This is a genomic window from Campylobacter sp. RM12640 (assembly GCF_020137595.1).
Taxonomy (GTDB): Bacteria; Campylobacterota; Campylobacteria; order Campylobacterales; family Campylobacteraceae; genus Campylobacter_E.
The window spans coordinates 1-21,988 of the sequence record NZ_JACGAU010000014.1 but is presented as its reverse complement, the minus strand read 5'-3'; the positions used below and the strand labels follow the sequence as shown (position 1 = coordinate 21,988).

Below are 21,988 nucleotides of genomic sequence, written 5' to 3'. Positions count from 1 at the left end.
TCTTACTCCCTAAATATAAATGAACCTAGAAAATTAGCTAAGTTTATAAAATCCTTTGCTTCTTCTTCACTTCTAAAGCCTTTTAAAAACACTCTATAAAATCCATCGCTAGAATTTAATACTTTACTTGTATAACCTTTATAATTTGCATATCTTTTTGCTAAATTATAAGCATTTGCAGAGCTTTTAAACGCTCCTATTTGTATCATAAAATCTCCACCCATAATACTATTTACACTATTTTGAATGTTGGAATTTGTATTAGATATTTGAGGTTTAATATTGTCTTGATTAAAACCTAATATAGTTAATTTTACCCTTGCAGTGCCTTTTTTAGTCATATCTATTTCATGCGCTGCACGATTTGATAAATCAATAATTCTTCCAGCAACAAATGGCCCTCTATCATTAACTCTTACTACAACACTTTTTCCATTTTCTAAATTATCAACTCTAACCATTGTATTCATAGGTAAAGTTTTATGAGCTGCTGTCATAGAATTTGTATTAAAAGTTTCTCCATTTGAAGTCTTTTTACCATGAAAACCTGGACCATACCAACTAGCAATGCCAGTTTCAGTATCTCCAATATCAACCTTGCTTGGATAATAAGTCTTACCATTTATTGTATAAGGTCTCATTGTAGCTGGAGTATTTGGTTTAGCTACTCCATAATTATAATTTTGGTTTAAGCTACTTGTAGTTGAACAAGCAGCAAATAAAAATAAAAAACTAGCGAAAACTAAATATTTTTTCAATTTTTAGCCTCCTTACTATCATCATATACTAATACAGGAATTAATAAGGTTTGATTAATTCCAATTCTATCATCTTTTAAATTATTATAAGCTCTTAAAGCATTTGTAGAAACACCATTTTTCTTAGCTATTGCATATATTGTATCACCTTGTTTTACCCTATAGCTTATTACATTTTTTACATTATTTTTAGCATACTTAATAGGATTTGAGTTATCTTTATAAGCTGCTATCTTTTCTATTGGTAAATAAGCATAATAATTATAAGGTGGTGCAAAATCGCCTTTAAATTGTGGGTTTAAATCTTTAAATTCACTTAAGCTAATCCCAGCTTTTCTAGCAATTGATGATAAACTCTCTTTTGGTTTTACATCAACTTTACCTATATTAAGTGCCATAACTTGATTTAACAAATAAATATCACCATACTTAGCAATATCATTTTCTGCTATTAAACTAGTACTTAAAATCTTTTTGAAAAATCTTCTTGTTTCTTTAGGTAAATATTTTTGGTCTTCATCTAATAATACACTTAATTCATCACTACCTGCATTTTTAATAGCTTTTCTAACACAGCCATTTCCACAATTGTAAGCAAAAATAGCTAAATACCATTTACCAAATTCATCTTTTAGCCTATGCAAATATTTTGCAGCAGCAACGCTAGCAGCTACAACATCTTTTCTTTCATCAATAAATTTGTCAATTTTTAGACCAAAATTCTTAGCAGTAGGTTCCATAAATTGCCAAACACCTGTAGCTTTTACTCCAGATTTAGCATCTGTTTTAAAATTACTCTCAACCATAGCAAGATATAAAAAAACATCAGGAACACCTTCTTTTTTTAAAATTGCTTTAATAATTGGAATATTCATATTAGCTTCATTCAATACTTTTGTAAAATAAAGCACTTCTCTTTCACTCATATCGTAAAAAATTTCCATAAAAGATTGGTCTTGTAAATATCTTAAATCTACATCAATACTTTTTAAGATTTTTTCTTGTTTATCGTATTTATCTACTGAAAAATTCGCATATAAACAAATACTTGTAACTATTAATAATATAAATTTTTTCAAATTAATCCTTTAAATAATTTTTTTGCGTTATTTGTTGTAAGTTCTTCTATCTCCTCAATTGATTTATTTAGTATTTCTGCCATTTTTTGTGCAACTAATTTGCAATATTTTGGCTCATTTAAAGTCCCCCTGTGTGGATGCGGGGTAAGATAAGGTGAATCAGTTTCTATAAGTAATCTATCTGTTTTGATTTTAGGTAAGATTTCAACTAAGTTTTTTGCATTTTTAAATGTAAGTACTCCTCCAATTCCATAATAAAATCTATCGCTTAATTCCAATAGAATTGGACTTGCATTAAAACAATGCAGTACTCCAAAAGCTTCTTTATAAGCCTTTAATATTTCTAAAGAATCAGCATTTGCGTCTCTTATATGTATTATTAATGGTAGTTTTCTTTCAATTGATAGTTCAATCTGTTTTTTGAATACTTCTTTTTGTAGCTTTTTTTCTTCTTCGCTAGGATTTTTATAATAATCTAAACCACATTCTCCTATTGCAACACATTTACTATCTTCTAAAAAACTCTTTAAGTAGTCTAAATCAAAATCTTGTATATCATAAGGATGAACTCCAGCAGCAAAATATACATTATCATATTTATGTGAAATATCACGAGCTTTTTGTAATGTTTTTATATCAGCACCTGGAATAATATGAAGTTTTACTTCTTCATTGCTAGCATTAAGCAAAACTTCATCTAAGATATCATCATATCTTTCATCATCTAAATGCGTATGAGTATCAATTATCACTATTATTCGCCTTCATAAACTTCAACTCTATCACGACCATTTCTTTTAGCGTCGTATAAAGCTTCATCAGCTTTTTTAATCATTTCTTCTATTTCTGATTTTTTAGAGCCTACTGCAACTCCTATTGAAGCTGTGAAATTAATTGGTTTATCAAGATACATAGCAGGAGTTGATTTAATTGCACTTCTAATTTTCACTGCCATTTTAATAGCGTCTTCTTTCTTAATATTTTTAATTAATAAACAAAATTCTTCGCCACCAAATCTAGCAACCATATCCCCACCCTTAACTTGTTCAAGTAGAGTTTGACCACATTGAACAATAACGCTATCTCCTGCAGCATGACCTAGTGTATCGTTAATGTTTTTAAATTTATCTATATCTATCATTAATACAGCAAAATCAACATCATCATTGATTTTTGAATAATATTCTTTGCTAGCCTCAAAAAAGCTTTTTCTATTATTTAATTTTGTTAAAAAGTCCTTTTCAGCACTTTCTTTTAGTTGTTCTGAATAATAAATTAAATCTATACTATTATTAATCCTACAAATAATATTTTCTCTTGAAAATGGCTTTTGAATAAAATCATTTGCTCCGGTTTTTAGCATTCTAGCACCAACATCATCACTTCCGTGAGCTGTTAAAACTATTATTCCTAATTGATTTTTATTATAAGATTTTCTAACTTCTTTTATAAGTTCTTCACCAGAAACTGCTGGCATTTCTTTGTCTGTTAAAATAAGTTTTACATCAGGGTGTTGTTCTAAATATCCTAATGCTTCAGCTCCATGAGCTGCTGGGAAAACTTGGAATTTGTAAGCTTGCAAAATATTTTTAATAATATTTCTCATAGCCATTGAATCTTCAGCCACTATAATTTTCGTATTTTCGTTTCTTTGTAAGCGTTCAATAATATCTATTATATAATCAACACATTCGCTACCTTCTTTTAATACATAATCAACAATGTCTTTATCCATAAAACTTTTTCTTGTAGCGTCATCATCAAGTCCAGTTAGAATAATACTTGGAATTTTCTTAGATAGAGCATAATCAACAACTTGACCATGCATAGCATCAGGCAAACATAAATCAAGTAATGCAGCAAAATACTGATTATTATCTAGCAACTCTTTAGCCTCTGCAAAATCATAAGCTACATCAAATTCGCAATTTAATGCGCCACTAACTTTTTTTGCTATTGCTTTAGCTAACATCTTATTGTCATCTACTAATAGTAATTTCATTCTTTTCCTTCTAATATGGTTTTTGCAAAATCTAAGGCTGATTGGCTGATATTCTCATCACTAATCATTCTTGCAAGTTCATTTGCTACTTCATCTTTTCTAAGCTCTCTTGCAAAGCTTTTATTGTTTTCTTTACTTACTAAAAAATGCTGATTTGCTTTTGCACAAATCCAAGGCATATGAGTTATTACAAATATTTGATAATGCTTACTTAATTTACTAATTACATTTGCAATACTAATAGCCTCTTTTCCGCTTAAATTAGCATCTATCTCATCTAAAAATATATAACCATTCGCATAATCAATAAAATCAGCAAAACTAGCCAAAAATGCAAGTCTTAATCTATTTAACTCGCCCGAGCTAATCTCTTTAAAACCTGCTTTATTTAGACTGATTTCAAATCTATCTATGCCGTTAATTCCTAGTTCAAATTCCACTAACCTAAGAGCAATTTTGTCTAAGTATAACAAATTTAGATAATCATTAATTTTACACTCAAGTTCATTAAGGTAAATTAATCTTATTTTTGATATAGCTTTCGCATCACTTAAAAGCTTATTTTTTAGAGTTTTAAGCTCTTTTTCAATATTGTCTTTTTCGTAATCAATATTTTCATAAATATTTAATTCTTTTTCTTTATCTTTGAGTATATTTAACGCATCTTCAACGCTTCCATAACGCTTTACTAGATAATGCAGCTTTTCTAGTCTATTTAAAATCTCTTCAATATCTAACTCACTACTATCATTATTTAAATCATTATAAATATCATTTAATTCATTCATAGCACTTACAAAAAATTCACTATCAATATTAGCTAACCTTAAAAGCTCTAAAACACTGCTCTCATAGGCAAAAATGCCTTCTGATTTTCTTAAAGCTTGTTCTATTTTATCTCTTTTTGAAAGCTTGGTTTTAATATCTAATAATTTTTCATATTCGCCTATTTTTGGATTTATATCTTTAATTTTTTTAATTTCTAAGCTTAATAATTCTTTTAAATCATTGATTTTATTTTCATCTTCACATAATTTTTTGTATTCTTTTTCTAATTCATCTAATTTTTTAAAATTATTTTTATATTCATTTAAAGTATTTTCATAATTTTGTTCTTTTTTAACTATGATTAAATCTAACATTTTTAATAAATAATTTGGCTCAAAATCATCATAATTTTTAGCCGATAAATAGCGAATATTACTAGCATTTAGCTCACTCATAATCTTTTTTGAAACTGCTTGATTGTTTATAAAATATCTAGTAACTTTATCCTTTTTAACCCTAAAAACATTTGGATTAGAATTTTCTATACTTTCATCATTTATCTTATCATCTATGCTAATTTCTAAAAGACTTGCACTGCTTTCAAAAATTCCAAAAGCTGCTAATATGCTTTTAAAAATCACTGATTTTCCAGCTCCACTAGAACCTGTAAAAACTATAAGACCATTTTTAAATTCTAAGTTAAGTTCATCAAAAGTTATATTATTTGTAAAATATAATCTTTCTATCATCTTACTTCTCCCCAATTAAGCTTTTCATTTAAAACCCTAAAATAAGAGCTATTTTTACGCCTAATGATATTTGCTCTTACATTACTAAGCCCTATTCTAACGCTTTTAAATTCATCTTTATTAAATACTTCTTGCCCATCTATACTTAAAGTGCAATTTGCACTCATAACATCAATAAAAAAACTTTTAGGTAATACTATTGGTCTTTGAGTAAGCGAATGAGAACAAATTGGAGTTAGCATAAAAACACGGCTTAATGGATAAATAATTGAGCCGCCTGCACTAAGATTATAAGCAGTTGAGCCTGAAGGAGTGGAGATTATAAGTCCATCGGCATTATAGTTATTAAAAATATCTCCTTTAAAACTCGTTTTTATATCCGCTAATAATAAATGATTTGCTCTATTAAATACTGCGTCATTAAAAGCATATTTTTGTAAGATTTTGCCATTATTTAGCTTTATTTGAACACTTAGTAAAAATGGTCGCTCAAGTTTATATGAACCACTTAAAAACTCATTCATACCGGTTTCAAATTCTGTAATTTTAAACTCCGTTAAAAAGCCTAAATTACCGGCATTTACTCCAAACACAGGAATATTAGAATTTGCTAAATATCTACAAGCTGAAATTATATTTCCATCTCCACCTAAGGATATTAATAATCCCACATTTTCTAAATCAAATTCTATTTCATTTTTTCTATCATTTATATATATTAAATATTCAATATTTTTACTATTAAGATAATTTTTTATATTATTTAATTCCAAACTATCTTCTAAACCTAATTTGCAAAATATAATTATTTTTTTAATTTCTTTATTTTTCATAATCTTTTCTTATTCTTTTTATTATAAATTTACAATTTTTGAGTAAAAATCAATTAATTTAATAAAAATTCATGTTAAGGAAAGAAATTGAGAACACATTATAGCACTGAGCTTAGCATTAAAAACATTGATGAAGAAGTAGTTGTAGCTGGATTTGTAAATAGCTACCGCGACCATGGTGGAGTTGTATTTTTAGATTTAAGAGATAAAGAAGGTATTATTCAATTAGTATGTGACCCTGAAATAAACAAAAATGCTCACGAAATAGCAAGCAGCTTAAGAGATGAGTATGTAATAAGTGCTAAAGGTAAGATTAGAGCTAGAGGCGAAGGTTTAGTAAATCCAAGACTAAAAACCGGAGAAATTGAAATAGTATGTAGCGAAATTGAACTAATTAATAGTGCAAAAGCGCTACCTTTTGATATAAATGATTTAAATGTTAATGAAGAATTAAGACTAAAATATAGATTTTTAAGTCTTAGAAATCCTAAATTATTAGATAATTTTAAAAAGCGTTCAATCATTACAACAGCAGCTAGAAATGCTTTAACAAAATTAGGCTTTATGGAAGTAGAAACTCCGATTTTAACAAAAGCTACACCTGAAGGTGCAAGAGATTATTTAGTTCCATCTCGTGTGCATGAAGGCGAATTTTATGCGTTACCACAAAGTCCACAATTATTCAAACAACTTTTAATGGTTGCTGGGTTTGACAAATACTTTCAAATTGCAAAATGCTTTAGAGATGAAGATTTAAGAGCTGATAGACAACCTGAATTTACTCAAATAGATGTTGAGATGAGTTTTTGTGACCAAGAAATGGTTATGCAAAATGCTGAAACTTTCTTAAGAGAAACATTTGCAAGTGTTGGCATTACAATGCCTCTTAAAGTAAAAAGAATGACCTATAATGAAGCAATGGAAAACTATGGAAGTGATAAGCCTGATTTAAGATTTGATATGCCGATGATTGATGTTGCGCACATTTTTGCAAAGTCAAATAACGCTATTTTTAGCGAACCTGCAAAAGATACTAAGAAAAATCGTGTAAAAGCAATTGTTGTTAAAAATGGAGATAATATTTTTTCAAAACGCCAAATGCAAGGATTTGAAGAATATGTTAGAAAATTTGGTGCTAAAGGTCTAGCGTTTATTCAAATGAAAGAAGATGGACCAAAAGGACCATTAACTAAATTTTTTGATGATGAAGGTGCTGAACTTATAAATTTCTTAAAAGAAAAAGCAGATTTTAGTGTAGGAGATGTAGTATTCTTCGGCGTTGGTGCTAAAAAAACCGTTTTAGATTATATGGGAAGATTTAGATTATTCTTAGCGAATGAATTAAAGATTATTGATGAAAATAAATTTGAGTTTTTATGGGTTGTTGATTTTCCTATGTTTGAGCAAAATGACGATGGAAGCTATTCGGCAATGCACCATCCATTCACAATGCCAAAAAATATTGATGCACCAATTGATGAAATAAGTTCTGTTGCTTATGATATAGTATTAAACGGAGTTGAGCTTGGTGGTGGAAGTATAAGAATTCATAGAAGTGATATTCAACAAAAAGTATTTAAATTACTTGGAATTAGCGAAGATGAACAAAAAGAAAAATTTGGCTTTTTACTAGACGCATTAAGCTACGGAGCACCTAGTCATGGTGGATTTGCAATAGGGCTTGATAGATTATTAATGTTAGTTACAAAATCTAGCTCAATTAGAGATGTAATAGCATTCCCTAAAACTCAAAGAGCGCAATGCCTAATGACTGACGCACCAAGCAAAGTTGCTTATGCTCAGCTAAATGAATTACACATTGCACTAAAAGAAAGTAAAAAATAATTTTTACCCCTTTTTAAGGGGTATATTTATATTGCAAACTAATGCCATCTGCTATATTGCCAATGTTTATAGCATCTTTTAAATTAAAATCCATTCTAAGCATTAATATTTCTAAATCTTTTTGAAATTTAATCTTTGTGGGTTTATTATGAAATATTTCATTTCTCACTTTTCTAATCTGCCCTATTTTTGTATATAAGTGATTTTTATCGTATGGTGGCAATTCTTGATTTTTATATTCTTTATATTCTGCAAAAATTTGCGAGTAAAAGTCCCAATTCTCATCAATTATCTCTTGTAAATCCATCATCCTAAAGCAATCAAAAATCTCAAATGTATTAGTATTGTTTAAATCTAATTCTTTACATTGCCTATTTATTCTCTTTGCCATATTAACATCAGCTATATTACAAAACCAATTATCTTCGTTTTTATTATAATGGTTTGCATAATTTATTGCTACAGTGCTTCTTAGAGTATTTTCAAAGCAATGCAATAATAGTGATTTGGTCTGATGATTTCTCCTGCGTTTATTATAAATTACCATAATGAGGTCAAATAAATTATAGCTTTTATTATATTTATCTAGTAGATTTTTAGCTTCTTTGCATGAGCCTAATAGATATTCAAAATGCAAAGTTTTTATGGCTTTTATCATTCTATCTTTAAAATCATCTACTAAAAGGAATTGATAATTTACAAATAAATCTTCAATTTTTTTATAAAATTCTTCTTCTATCTTATACATTTAACCGCCTTTTATGTTTACATAATTATATTAGAATAATTTTAACTTAGAGATGTTCCAACGAGAGATTGGGTCTTAACTACTCTAAGTTCTTTTTATTTTAGGTAAAGAATGCTGATTAGATATTTTAGACAATATAAACTTCGTAAAAATGTTAAAAACTTTTTAAATCTTTCTTGGCGTGATGCAAGTTGCAATGGTGTTTATTATGGCTGGGGAAGAAAGGAAAGTGGCAAAATAGCCAAGGATTTAGCTAAAAAAAATAATGCTAAATTTTGCTTACTTGAAGATGGGCTTATTCGCTCTTTAGGGCTTGGCATTAATGATAAAAATAGCTTTTCACTAGTATTTGATGATATTGGGATTTATTATGATGCAACCACTCCAAGTAGATTAGAAAATATTTTGAATACTTACGAGTTTAGCGAAGATGAATTACAAAAAGCAAGAAAAGCTATCAAATATCTAGTAGATAATAATATAAGCAAATATAACAATGCTTACAAAGAATTTAAATTAGGGAATAAAGATAATGTTTTAGTGATTTTACAGAGTGCAAATGATCTATCACTTAAATATGGTTTAGCTAATAATATTAATTCACTTGATATGATTAAAGACGCAATTAAGGAAAACCCTAGTTCTAAAATTTATGTAAAAATTCATCCAGATACACTAAATAGCAAAAAACAAAGTGATATAAACATAAATGAAATTCCACAAGAATGTGAGATTATAAGCGATAGTTATAATCCAATAACTTTACTTAAAAACTTTAAAAAGGTTTATACAAAAACTTCAACAATGGGGTTTGAAGCTTTGCTTTGTGGGTGTGAATGCGTGTGCTATGGAATGCCTTTTTATGCAGGATGGGGAATTACAAAAGATAAACAAAAATGTGAGCGTAGAATAAAAATAAGAAATATTGAAGAAATATTTTATGCTATGTATTTTTTATATACGAAATATTATAATCCTTACTCTGAAAATATTTCAGATATTTTTGATACTATGAAAACCATAGTGCAATTTAGAGAAATTTATAAGGCTAATTCAGGGAGATTATTTTTCTTTGGGTTTTCCTTATGGAAAAGAGCTCATACAAAGCATTTTTTTAAATCATTTGATAATAAAATAATTTTCATGAACTCTTTAAGTACTTTAAAGCGGTATAAGGTTACAGAAAACGATAAAGCATTTATATGGGGTAAAAAATATAATAAAGATGAACTCGAAAAGTATTTTAAGAATGTTAGCACAGTAGAAGATGGTTTTATACGCTCAATTGGACTTGGTTCAAACCTTACTAAAGCATACTCATTAGTAGTTGATGATATGGGAATTTATTTTGACCCTCAACTTCCAAGTAGATTAGAATATATCCTAAAAAATACTGATTTTAATGATGAATTAATACAAGAAGCAAAAGAGATTAGAAAACTAATTTTAGATAATTCATTTTCTAAATATAATTGTTTAAAACATAAAGAACTACCAAAAAGAAAACAAAAAACAATACTAATTCCAGCACAAGTTGAAGATGATGCGTCTATCAAATGTGGTGGTTTAGGATATGACACTTTAAAACTTATAAAGCAAGTTAGAGCTGAAAATCCAGAGGCTTATATAATATATAAAGTTCATCCTGATGTAGTAGCTGGTAATCGTAAAGGACTTAAGGATGAGAAAATTATCTTAAAATATTGCGATGAAATTATAACTGATATTAGTATAGATAGCTGTATAAAAGCTTGTGATGAGGTTCATACTATCACATCAACAGCAGGATATGATGCACTTATCCGAGATAAAGTAGTAGTAACTTACGGGGCTCCATTTTATGCCGGCTGGGGTCTAACCATAGATAAAAACATAACTCCAGAAATTCTATCTCGCCGTGGAAAAAAACTAAGCATAAACGAACTAATATTAGGAGCTGTTGTTATATATCCTAGATACTTAAACCCTTTCTATAAAAATTTAGCAAATTGTAAAAACATAATAAAAGCTTTAATCAACAAAAAACTCAAATAGCTAAAAAAATATACACAATCCCAATTACTTATTCTGTATATTTATTTAAAATAACTTTTATATATTATATATACAATAAAATAATTATTATTTTTATATTTTAATACAATATAAGTATTAAATTATATTACTTAAAAAAATAAGTAAAATATTTTCTTTTTTATATTTCTTATTTAAATATCACATTTTTGTTCATTAAAATAAATACTTAAAAGTATTTATTTTAATAAGCTTTGTATCATAAATAATAATTATTTAATAAATATGCATTAATATGTATATATTATCAATAAAAATGAAACTAATAGCAACAAATCAAATATTAGAAATCTGTATTTAAAAAATTCCTGTTTTTTATATATAACATATAATGGCAAAATTATGGATACAAAAGCAATTAAAGGACCGCTAATCTTTCCTATAAAAGCCAAAATACTAGGGTTATATATAGCAAAACAAATTAATGAAATTATGAAAATTACATTTACTATAATTTTAGCATTTTTACTTTCTTCATTCAATTTTAACAGCTCAAAAACACCAAGTACGCTACCTATATAATAACTAAAAAACGATGTAACAATAGCGATTGATGTTACAATAGGTACAATCCAAGAAATTAAAAAATTATTATGTTTTTCAGCCAAATAACTAACTATAGATATATTAGCCTTTTTAATCTCATTCAAATCATTATAATCAACAGCTAAAATGCAAACCAATGCAAAAAACATAATAATACTTATTAAAATCAAATTTGAAATTAATGTAATTTTTTTTATTTTTATCTTAATGATTTCATAATCCATATATCTATTTTTAAGATCTTTAACAAAAATAAAAACTAAAGGTAAATAACTAAAACTATGAATAGCAATAGGTAAACTTTCTAGTATTGTCTTTGAAGTATCATTGATATTAGTAGTGGCCAACATTTCATTTGTATTCCAATCATATAAAACATATACAAATAAATATAAAGAAAATAATACTAAGCTAGAGCATAATATAATAACCAAGATATTATTAATAGATTTAATAAATGATAATTTTAAAATAGATAAAAAAACCAATATTAGAACTGTAAAAACAACTATAATATTTCTATCTAAAAGCATATTAAATCTATTATGTAATAAAAATTCAATAGCATTAATCAAACTTAAAGATAAAAATATCATTGTAAAAAATATTGGTAACACATAAATACACATCAAAACATAAGATATAGGGTTTTTAAATAACCTTAAAAACCAAGATTTATCATTAATTTGAGCTTTTTCATCAATACATAATAAAGAAAGTAAAAAATGTGTTCTTGTATTTACAAAAACCATAATTATCCATACTATAAAAACACTTATTATACCATTTTCACCTAATTTTATAGGCAAAAACAATACTCCTGCACCTATTGCAGATCCTAAAACCATAAATATCCAAGTTAAATCATAGAAATAATCTTTTTGTTGTTTACTCATTACATGCCTTTTTTGTTATTTTAATATTTTTATAAATATTGAATAAAATCATATCTATTAGATACAATAATTGTCTGCTATTTAATTCCACTACGTGTAAATTTTGTATATTTAATATATTTATTGTTTAGTAAATTCTCAACTTTTGATATAGTATTTTTTCTCTCCTTGTCTTGAGCTATCATCTATTATAATAATAAAATCATCATCTAAATTATCATTTTCTATAACATCTAATATATTTATTTTAGGTAAATTTTTACCACCTCCAACTGAACCATCAAAGATTATTAAACTAAACTTTATATTACCTATAAATAGCGATAGATTGGAATACTTATCATTAATACCACCATCATATTAAAATTCTTCCAACCCTAATAAATTAATACTAGAATTTTCACTAAGTTCTAACTCTATTTTATAAATCTCTATCCAAAATATTATTTAAAGATACTTTATCCAAAATCCTAAAAAGTATATAAATAAAACTATAATTAGCCGCCCACCCATATAGAGAAATAGATTTATCTTTAAGCCAAAAACTATTTCTAAAACTATCTGCAAGCAATCTTGCAAAATACATTTCATTCATATAGTTTTGTAAATATTTAATTTTATTAATTTCTTCAGTTCGGTAAGAAATATTTTTTACATTATATTCTTCAAACCTTTTTGATAATACTTCAAGATTACTTTTTAATACTTTTTCTTGACTTTTTATTTCAGCACATATCATTTTAAATAGATCATCTATTTTCTCTAATCGTTTTAACATAACATCAAGCTTATTAATTACATTATTGTTGCTTGATATACAATCCTCAACTTTTTGTTCAAGCTTATAAATTCTTTCAGTCAAATTCATACTACTCTCCAATATCAACCTATTCTATTTTTTAAATGCTCTATCTCTTTTCTTAACTTTGTATTTTCTTCTTTAATAAGGTCTAAAATCTCTCGTCTTGTATTAAACTTTACATATTTTAAACCTAAGAAATAGTATCTTGTTTTATGCTTTTCTCTTGTGATTGAAAAAAGTTTATTTGTTTGTCTTACCCCCATTGATTTTTCATACTCAAGTCTATTTTTAATAATATTTTCAATAATATTATTTATATCATTAGGTTCTACCCCATTTGAAAGTTTGATTATCAAATCTTTTAATTCATTTTTAGTATAAGGATATGGAGATTTAACTACCTCTACATCTATCACCTCGCCATCCTTAACTTTCATTTCATAAGCAAATGCTTTATCATGCCAAGCTATAGTAGGTTCTTTTAAAATTTCTTTTCCGTTTATTTTAATTGACTGATAATTTACATATAAAGGTATTCTTTCGTCATTAAATCTTTTATCAATTCCCATAAATTTAAATAATAGATTACCATTACCAATTGCTTTTGCCTTAAAGCTATCTTTATAGTTTTGGCTAGTTAAGACGCTTCCAATGCCTTTGTCATTGCTAAACCAATCTGGGGTTGATATATTGATTTTCGAACTATTGTTTAATAACTCTATACTATTTTCAGATGTTCTAACATTTCTAATATTTACTTTAAAAGCCTTTTTGTTGCAATCAATTTCTAATTTAAATTTTTGATTATTAAATACATATTTTTTTATCTTATACGAATTATTTTTAGTAATAATTAAAGATTTTTTTAAAAGATTTTTACCATTTAATTTGATTTGATTATAAGTAATATTTCCACTATCGTTAAATAAATCTATCACAAGCTTTCCACTCTTTATAATTTTAAATTCAATAGTATTATCATTTCCAACGAAACCATAACCATTACTTTTTTCTGTTGATATAGCTTTTATTTCATTTTCATTTTGAATAATTTGCACTTTATTATCTTTAAAACCATAATTCTTAACATCAATACGATAAGTACTTAAAACATTATCACAATCTATATATTTTGATTGATTAAAATTTAATAGCTTTAAAACTTTTTTTAAGATATTTGTTTTTTTAGGCTTATAATATTCTCTCGTATAAATATTATATGCTAGTTTTGGAAGCTTTATCATTTTACCTAATTCTAAATCTATATTGCTTTTATTCCACTTAGCAAACCCTGACATTGGTGTAAAAGTCATTTCCCCAAAATAAATTTGCCCATTATCCATTAAATACAAATCCACTCTTACAAAATTAAAGTCTTTAGAGAGTTTCTCTGCAATTTCTTTCATCAAATCAAAATTATTTGGTTTTTGTATTTTTGTTTTTTCTAACTGATGTATGCTTAAACACCAATCTAGTTGTTTCCATTCCATATCATATGTAGCCATTACTGATTTTTCTGATTCTCTTCCATATACGGTATATACATATTTTAGCTTTCCATTAAAGCAGAAAAATTTATAATCAACTAAATCATTTTTAGAAACATTTTCAATATATTCTTCTATAATTATTTTTGGTTCTATATTTAAATAATGTAATTCGTATCCAGCCCTGAATGCATAATTTTCATTCATCCATTTATCTAGCTTATTTTTTATATCTTTTAAGTCTAATTCTGCTTTATTTTTTACTATTATATTGTAGCTACAACCATGATTGCATTTGATAACAAATTTGTTTGGTAATTTATCAAAATCTATCTCTTCAAATTTGTCATATACACCTAAAAGTGGTATCAGGTACTCTTCACCAATTTGCTCTTTTATCCATTCTCTTACAAGATACTTGTCAGCTAACCTTGTCTTAACAGGAGTTGAATCATATAATTTCATCCACTGAATCTTTTCATTTAAAGTTTTTGGATTTTCTAAATTTAAAGTTTTACCAGTTACTTTTCTATACCAACTATTTAAATCGTTTTTGTCTTTTTCAAATCTTTTTATGTGATAAATCTCATAATACTCTTTTGGATTTTTTACAATTTGCTTTACTGTATTGATTTCATTTTTACTAAAAAACTTATCGTTTACAAGATTTTGACTTAAATAGTATTTAAAATCTTTTGCAAAACGTTCTAAAAATATTAGTCTGAAACTATCATCTATCCTATCCAAGGTAAAAATATAGTTATGGAATCTAATTAACACCGATTGGTATACCAAGTAGTTATTATTAGAAAATTTCTCTTGTAAAATTCTATCTATAAAATCCATCTCTTCACACATGCAAAAAACTTTTTCTTTGTTTTTAACAGAAGAATTTGGATTATCTCTTCTTATCCTATAATATGAGTCTTCTACAAACATTATTCTTTTCGCATAACAAAAAGTCTGCACCCAAAATCCATTATCTTGAAATGACGCACCAGGAGTTTCATTTAATTTAATACTATTGTTAATTATCATAGTTCTTTTAAAAATACCGTTACAGTTAATATTATTTACTCTAAAAATATTTATATTACTATGAATGTTGTATATTTGGCTATAAGAGCATATGCTATTGTTACATAGTTTTCTATCAATGAATTGCCTATATTTACCACTTCCATAAAAAATTTTAAAATCTGATTTAATAATATCTAAGCAATTATTTTTAGCTATTTCATATAAGTTTAAATACATATCTTTTTCTATATAATCATCAGACTCTACAATACCAATATATTCACCCTTTGCATACTTTAATCCTAAATTAATTGTTGCCCCATAACCCGAATTTGGTTTGTGTATAACTTTTACTCTTTTATCTTGCATTGCATATTCGTCACACATTTTTGCAGAATTATCAGTCGAACCATCATCTAAAAGTATAATTTCAATGTCTCGTAAGGTTTGATTTATTACACTATCTATACATTCTTTTAAATATTTTTCATTGTTATATATAGGAATTAAAACAGATACTTTTGGTTGATTTTGTAATTCATAAAATTCTTCTAAATTACTAGAATTAATCAGTATACAATTCAATTGTTCTAAGCAATACTCGTTATATAAAAAATCTTTATTTAAATTTGTAAAAAATATCTTAGATTCATTATAAATTTTATTCCTTATATCTATATCTAACAAATAATCATTTAAATATAAATTAATTCTATATCTTATTGTCCATATTAAATGTAGTCTAATTTGTTTTTTAATATTTTCTTGTTGATCTTTAATAATATCTTCTATAATATAAAACTGCTCTAATTGATTATTAAAATTCTTACTTCTAATACCTATTAAAGACTTTGGATTATTTACTCTATAATATACAAGATATATAGGTAATACGAATACTTTATTAGCCTTTATTAAACAATTGATAAAAAAAGAAACATCGTTTCCACACTTTAAATTATCAAAATATATATGATTTTGTAACAAAAATTCACGCTTATAGATACCACTCCAAGGACTATCTGGAAGTTTTATTAATTCTTTATTATTAACAAAACTTAGCTGCTTATAAAAATACAAATAAAATTCGCTTAGATTGCCATATTTAGATTCTATAATTTCATCTTTTTGTTCATCATACTCATAATTTTTAAATTTGCAAAAATCCAAATCTTTATCTTTTATATAATCTAAAATATTTTCTAAATTCCTACTCTCAATCCAATCATCCGAATCCATAAAAAAAATAAATTTACCAGAAGCCACTGATAACCCATAATTCCTTGCTGTACCAGCACCTTTATTTTCTTGTTTTAATACAATTATATTTTGATATCTTTTTTTATATTCTTTTAAAATTTGTAACGAATCATCGGTTGAACCATCATCTACACAAACAAGCTCTAAATCATCTTTCTTGTATGCCAAAATAGAATCCAAACACTTGGCTAGATATGTCTCGGAATTATATATAGGGATAATCACAGAAATTAATTTTAATTCTTTATAAGAAAGATTTATATTATATATTTTATTTTTTAATTTTACATATTTTTTTAAAGAAATTAATTCACTAATAGTAAAGTTACTCTCAATATATAATATAAACTCATTGATTAAACCAATATATTCTCCTCTTAGATTTGCATTATTATTCCAATGATACAAGATCCCGCCACAATATTTATCAATGATAAATAATTTGTGTGAAGTTAACATATTTTTAAATTTATAAGTTTTAACATATTTATAAAAACCATCTAGGTCGTTTTGTATATGATGTGTATTTTTATTGGTTACAGAATTATTGTGAATTCTATAATTGTAAAAATATTCTTTCAAATAGTTACAACTTGGTTTGTTTATGTAACACTCTATCATAAATAATCCATCTTCTGCAGTTTTTATATCTTTTGTAAACTTTATATTATTTGCTTTAAGAAATTCACTTTTATATAATTTATCAGTTGAGTATATTAAAAAATTTCTAGCTTCAAAGAGCGATAATTTCTCGATATTGTTGTGAAATTTATTTACTATCCAATTATACTCTATAATGCTATCACGGTTATATTCTTTTCTACCATAAAATAACATATCTATATTTTGATTATAAGCTACATTATAAGACGTAATTAAAGTATTTAAATCTAGCCAATCATCAGAATCTAAAAATTGAATATATTTACCAGTAGCAATCTCTAATCCGCAGTTTCTAGCAACAGATACACCCATATTTTCTTGAGTAAGTACTGTAATACGATTATCTTTAGCTGCATATTCTTTTAAAATTTCTAGCGAATTATCAGTTGAGCCATCATCTATACATATTATTTCTATTTCTTTTAAGCTTTGGTTTATTACACTATCTAAACACTCTCTTAAATATTTTTCAGTGTTATATACTGGAATTATTACTGATACTTTTGGGATATAATCAATCTTATTTTTAATTAAAATAGTAGCTTTTGTATCAAGGTCACCTTCTGCGTTTTTAACTATAATTTGATTTTCTGACAAAGTCATTGATAAAAAATCACTCATTTATTACTTCCTTTTACATTAAAGATATTCTCAAATACTTCAAAAGCACCAAGGATAGTTCTATTCATATCATAATATTTATAAGCTCCTAGTCTTCCTAAAAAATAAATATTTTCTAATAATATAGCTTCTTGTAAGTATTTGTTATATAAAGCAGTATTTAAATTATTTAAAATTGGATAAATTCTTTCATTCTTTCCTATTTCAAATTCTTTAGGATATTCAAACGATAAAACTGTTTTATTAGATTGTTCTTTTAAAAAATATTTATACTCAGCTATTCTAGTAAAATCATAATTGTTAGGATAATTAACCACCGGAGCATTTTGAAATTTATCAATATCATAAGTTGTAATTTTAATATCTAGACTTCTATAAGGTAGTTTTCCAAATTTATATTCAAAAAATTCTTCAATAGCTCCAGTATAAAATATTCTATCAAAATGTTTTTCATTTATATCTTTATAGTCAGTGTTTAGTCTTATCTCTATATTTTTATGAGATAACATATTTTCAAACATCTTAGTATAACCATTAAGAGGTATACCTTGATATTTTTCTTGAAAATACCTATTATCTCTACCTATAAAAACCGGAACCGATCCAGTAACAGATGGGTCTAAATCTTCAGGCTTAAAGCCCCATTGTTTAATGGTATATTCCTTAAAAATTTTTTCATATATAAAATCTGCTAATAATTTTAAATCTTTATCATCTGTTTGTAGTAGCTCAAGTATCTTTATCTTTACGTTATATCCAAATTTTTCTATAAGTTTATTTTCTAATTTTTTTGCCAACTGCTCAGGAAATACAATATGCAACGAATTTAAGTTAAATGGAACTGGTACTTCATTGCCGTCTACTATGCCTAAAACATTATGCATAAAAGGCATCCATTCGGTATATTTTGATAAAAAATCCCAAACTTCTTTATTATTAGTTCTAAAAATATGAGGGCCGTACTTATGAACTGTAATGCCTGTATCTATATCTTTATAATCATAACAAGTACCTGCTATATGGTCTTTCCTATCTATAATAACAACATTTTCACCCAATTCGTTGGCTATTTTATTTGCCATTACAGCACCACTTAAACCACATCCTACTATTAAATTTAGTTTTTCTTTACTCATTTATATTCCTTTTATTTTTACCAATTCAACACTATTTTTTTTATTTTTTACATTTCTTATATTTACTTTAAAATCTTGTTTAACGTTTGTAATTCCTAATCTAAATTCCAATTTCAAAATATCACCATTTTTAACCTTTAATTTATATCTATAAGGAGAATTATCGGTTGTAATAACTGGAAGTATATTTATTATCTCATCGTTGATTTTTATTAAGTTATATCTTGTAGCTTTATAAAAGCCATTGTTCAAAATAGACCTAAAAGTTATATTAAATAACCCACTTTCTATAGCTTTTAGATATATCACACAATCACCACTACCTTCAATGCTTATGCCATTGCCTTTGTCATTAGAAAGTATCTTTGGATATGAATAATAAAAGTTATTAAATTTCGTTTGTTGTGGCTTGTAAGCTATTACAAAATCATTAAAATTTATCAAATCTCTATCATTAAAGCATCTATAAGATATAGTTTTTAGCTCATCAAAAACATCTTCACTTAGCTTATCTAAATTATTTATAAATTGTGATTTAATTTTCATAAAAATATATTTCAATATAATTTGTTTATGTTTTAAATCCACTTTTTCTATATTCTTAAACTGCCTTATTAAATCAACTAAATTATCAGCTCTAAGCTGCATTAAAGAATTAACATGATTTCTTCTATATACAATCAATTCTTTATTTGATATATAAAGACTATTGAGATTATTTATGCACTTTATGAAAAAACTAACATCATTAACACATTTAAGATTATCAAATTTTATATCAAATTTTTCTATAAAACTAGCTTTATATATACCACTCCAAGCACTATCAGGAAGATTTAAAAGTAAATCTATCTTAGGATTTTTTATGAGTTTATTAAAGTACTTTTTATCAAGTTTTGATATCAAAATATAATCATTTTGATAATATAAGTCATTATAATCATCATAAATTATATTTTTAAATTTAAACAATTCAACTTGATTTTTACAAGCTTCATTATAAAAATAATTAAGCTCACCACTCATACAATCATCACTATCTAAAAAATGATAATACTCTCCACTAGCTACCATCATACCAGCATTTCTTGCAACTCCAGCATATAGATTTTCTTGAGCTAAAACTGTAATACGGTTATCTTTAGCTGCATATTCTTTTAAGATTTCTAGCGAATTATCAGTTGAACCATCATCTACACATATTATTTCTATTTCTTTTAAGCTTTGGTTTATTACACTATCTAAACACTCTCTTAAATATTTTTCAGTGTTATATACTGGGATTATTACTGATACTTTTGGGATATAATCAATCTTATTTTTAATCAAAATAGTAGCTTTTGTATCAGGGTCACCTTCAGCGTTTTTAACTACGATAACTGTTTGGCTCAATTCTTAACCCCAATATTTATCACGTCAAAACCATATTTTTTAGCTTCATTGAAATTTATTATATTTCTAGTATCATAGATTTTTTTAACCTTTATACAATCTTTAAGCTTTAAAAAATCAATATCCTTAAATTCATCCCATTCTGTCAAAATTACCAATAAATCACATTCATTGGCACATTCATAAATTGAATTTGTATAATTAACGTTATCATTTAAAATACCTTTAGCATTATTTATAGCCCTCGGATCATAAACATTTATATTTTGATAATTTTTAATAAATTCTTTTATAATTTCAATCGCTGGACTTTGTCTACAATCATCAGTGCCATTTTTAAAAGCAAGTCCTAAAATACCTATTTTTGGATTATCAATATCTTTTAACATATCCTTAATGTTATTTGCAATTTTTTTAAATCTATCATTATTACCCTTAATGGTAGTTTCTATTAAAGATACTCCTACCCCAAGCTCCTTAGCCATTCCAAGCATTGCTAAAGTATCTTTAGGAAAACAACTCCCACCAAATCCAGGTCCAACGTTTAAAAATTTATTACCAATCCTACTATCAAGTCCAATTCCAAGTGCAACATCACCTATATTTGCCCCGCTTTTTTCACAAAAATCAGCTATTTCATTTATAAAATGTATTTTCATTGCTAAAAAAGAATTAGAAGCATATTTTATAAGTTCAGCCGATTTTCTAGTTGTAATTAAAATTTTATCACTATCAATATGCGAATACAATTCTTTTATTGCTTTACTTGCCTTATCAGAATTACTTCCTATTATAACCCTATCTGGATTATAAAAATCTTCTAAAGCATACCCTTCTCTCAAAAATTCAGGTAAAGATACTACGTCAATATTAGGATTTATTTTGTGCACTATTTTTTCTATTTTATCTCCAGTACCAACCGGAACCGTTGATTTGGTTGCTAAAATAAAATATTTATTTTTATCTCTTAAATTTTTACAAATTTCATTTATCGCTTCAAATATATATTTTAAATCAGCTTTCTCACTATTATTTGATTGTGGAGTTCCAACAGCTAATATAACAATATCAGCTTCATTTATACAAGAATAAGATGTGGTGAAAGTGAGATTTTCATTAACTACTTCTAAAAATAATTGCTCAATATTATTTTCATATATTGGCAAAATACCATTTTGTAAAGAATGAATTTTACTTTTATTAATATCTACACAAGTAACATTGTGGCCTAGTTTAGCAAACCCAATACCGCTAGGTAATCCTACATAACCAGTTCCTATAATAGCTATATTCAACAAACTCTCCAATTT

The 21,988-nt window shown here is 26.0% G+C and carries 15 protein-coding genes; 2 read left to right on the top strand and 13 right to left on the bottom strand.

The features are described from left to right. Nucleotides 1-2: 2 nt before the first annotated feature. Genes AVBRAN12640_RS06480 through AVBRAN12640_RS06455 form a run of 6 tightly spaced genes read right to left on the bottom strand, consistent with a single transcriptional unit; the run spans nucleotide 3 to nucleotide 6,189 of the window. Nucleotides 3-758, bottom strand: coding sequence for a septal ring lytic transglycosylase RlpA family protein (locus AVBRAN12640_RS06480; RefSeq protein WP_284444073.1), 756 nt, complete (start codon nucleotides 756-758; stop codon nucleotides 3-5). Then, nucleotides 755-1,837 carry a lytic transglycosylase domain-containing protein gene (locus AVBRAN12640_RS06475; RefSeq protein ID WP_214117987.1) on the bottom strand — a complete coding sequence of 361 codons (1,083 nt, stop codon included), beginning with the start codon at nucleotides 1,835-1,837 and terminating at the stop codon, nucleotides 755-757. The genes AVBRAN12640_RS06480 and AVBRAN12640_RS06475 overlap by 4 nt, the downstream gene beginning before the upstream one ends. Next, nucleotides 1,834-2,589 (bottom strand): TatD family hydrolase, encoded by a 756-nt coding sequence (locus tag AVBRAN12640_RS06470; RefSeq protein WP_214119844.1) that lies wholly within the window; start codon nucleotides 2,587-2,589, stop codon nucleotides 1,834-1,836. Before AVBRAN12640_RS06470 ends, AVBRAN12640_RS06475 begins: the two co-directional genes overlap by 4 nt. A gap of 2 nt (nucleotides 2,590-2,591) precedes the next feature. Beyond that, nucleotides 2,592-3,839 (bottom strand): GGDEF domain-containing response regulator, encoded by a 1,248-nt coding sequence (locus tag AVBRAN12640_RS06465; protein WP_214117982.1) that lies wholly within the window; start codon nucleotides 3,837-3,839, stop codon nucleotides 2,592-2,594. Continuing rightward, entirely contained in the window at nucleotides 3,836-5,356 is a 1,521-nt protein-coding gene (locus AVBRAN12640_RS06460) for an AAA family ATPase (RefSeq protein WP_336608764.1), read from the bottom strand. Before AVBRAN12640_RS06460 ends, AVBRAN12640_RS06465 begins: the two co-directional genes overlap by 4 nt. Continuing rightward, the gene (locus AVBRAN12640_RS06455) at nucleotides 5,353-6,189 is read right to left on the bottom strand and encodes an NAD(+)/NADH kinase (RefSeq protein WP_336608765.1); all 837 of its coding nucleotides are present in this window, start codon (nucleotides 6,187-6,189) and stop codon (nucleotides 5,353-5,355) included. Before AVBRAN12640_RS06455 ends, AVBRAN12640_RS06460 begins: the two co-directional genes overlap by 4 nt. Before the next feature lie 87 nt (nucleotides 6,190-6,276). Between AVBRAN12640_RS06455 and aspS the strand changes: the two genes are divergently transcribed. Continuing rightward, nucleotides 6,277-8,034 carry an aspartate--tRNA ligase gene (aspS, locus tag AVBRAN12640_RS06450; protein ID WP_336608766.1) on the top strand — a complete coding sequence of 586 codons (1,758 nt, stop codon included), beginning with the start codon at nucleotides 6,277-6,279 and terminating at the stop codon, nucleotides 8,032-8,034. Nucleotides 8,035-8,047: 13 nt separating this feature from the next. On the opposite strand, the gene AVBRAN12640_RS06445 is transcribed toward aspS, so the two are convergent. Further along, nucleotides 8,048-8,782, bottom strand: coding sequence for a hypothetical protein (locus AVBRAN12640_RS06445; protein WP_336608767.1), 735 nt, complete (start codon nucleotides 8,780-8,782; stop codon nucleotides 8,048-8,050). Nucleotides 8,783-8,893: 111 nt separating this feature from the next. Here AVBRAN12640_RS06445 and AVBRAN12640_RS06440 point away from each other — a divergent pair, with 111 nt between their 5' ends. Beyond that, on the top strand, nucleotides 8,894-10,816 hold the full coding sequence (locus AVBRAN12640_RS06440; protein ID WP_336608768.1) for a capsular polysaccharide biosynthesis protein: 1,923 nt from the start codon (nucleotides 8,894-8,896) through the stop codon (nucleotides 10,814-10,816). 269 nt (nucleotides 10,817-11,085) lie between these two features. On the opposite strand, the gene AVBRAN12640_RS06435 is transcribed toward AVBRAN12640_RS06440, so the two are convergent. The 6 genes from AVBRAN12640_RS06435 to AVBRAN12640_RS06410 all read right to left on the bottom strand — a co-directional run. After that, entirely contained in the window at nucleotides 11,086-12,297 is a 1,212-nt protein-coding gene (locus tag AVBRAN12640_RS06435; protein WP_336608769.1) for an aromatic amino acid transport family protein, read from the bottom strand. Between the two features lie 421 nt (nucleotides 12,298-12,718). Then, nucleotides 12,719-13,165, bottom strand: coding sequence for a hypothetical protein (locus tag AVBRAN12640_RS06430; protein ID WP_336608770.1), 447 nt, complete (start codon nucleotides 13,163-13,165; stop codon nucleotides 12,719-12,721). Between the two features lie 14 nt (nucleotides 13,166-13,179). Next, complete coding sequence (locus AVBRAN12640_RS06425; RefSeq protein WP_336608771.1) at nucleotides 13,180-18,150, bottom strand: glycosyltransferase; 4,971 nt, start codon at nucleotides 18,148-18,150, stop codon at nucleotides 13,180-13,182. Continuing rightward, nucleotides 18,147-19,286, bottom strand: coding sequence for a UDP-galactopyranose mutase (gene glf, locus AVBRAN12640_RS06420; RefSeq protein WP_336608772.1), 1,140 nt, complete (start codon nucleotides 19,284-19,286; stop codon nucleotides 18,147-18,149). Before glf ends, AVBRAN12640_RS06425 begins: the two co-directional genes overlap by 4 nt. Then, on the bottom strand, nucleotides 19,287-20,678 hold the full coding sequence (locus AVBRAN12640_RS06415; RefSeq protein WP_336608773.1) for a glycosyltransferase family 2 protein: 1,392 nt from the start codon (nucleotides 20,676-20,678) through the stop codon (nucleotides 19,287-19,289). Beyond that, nucleotides 20,675-21,988 (bottom strand): UDP-glucose dehydrogenase family protein (locus AVBRAN12640_RS06410; protein ID WP_336608774.1); only part of this gene is annotated, 1,314 nt, incomplete at its 5' end. The genes AVBRAN12640_RS06415 and AVBRAN12640_RS06410, both read right to left, overlap by 4 nt.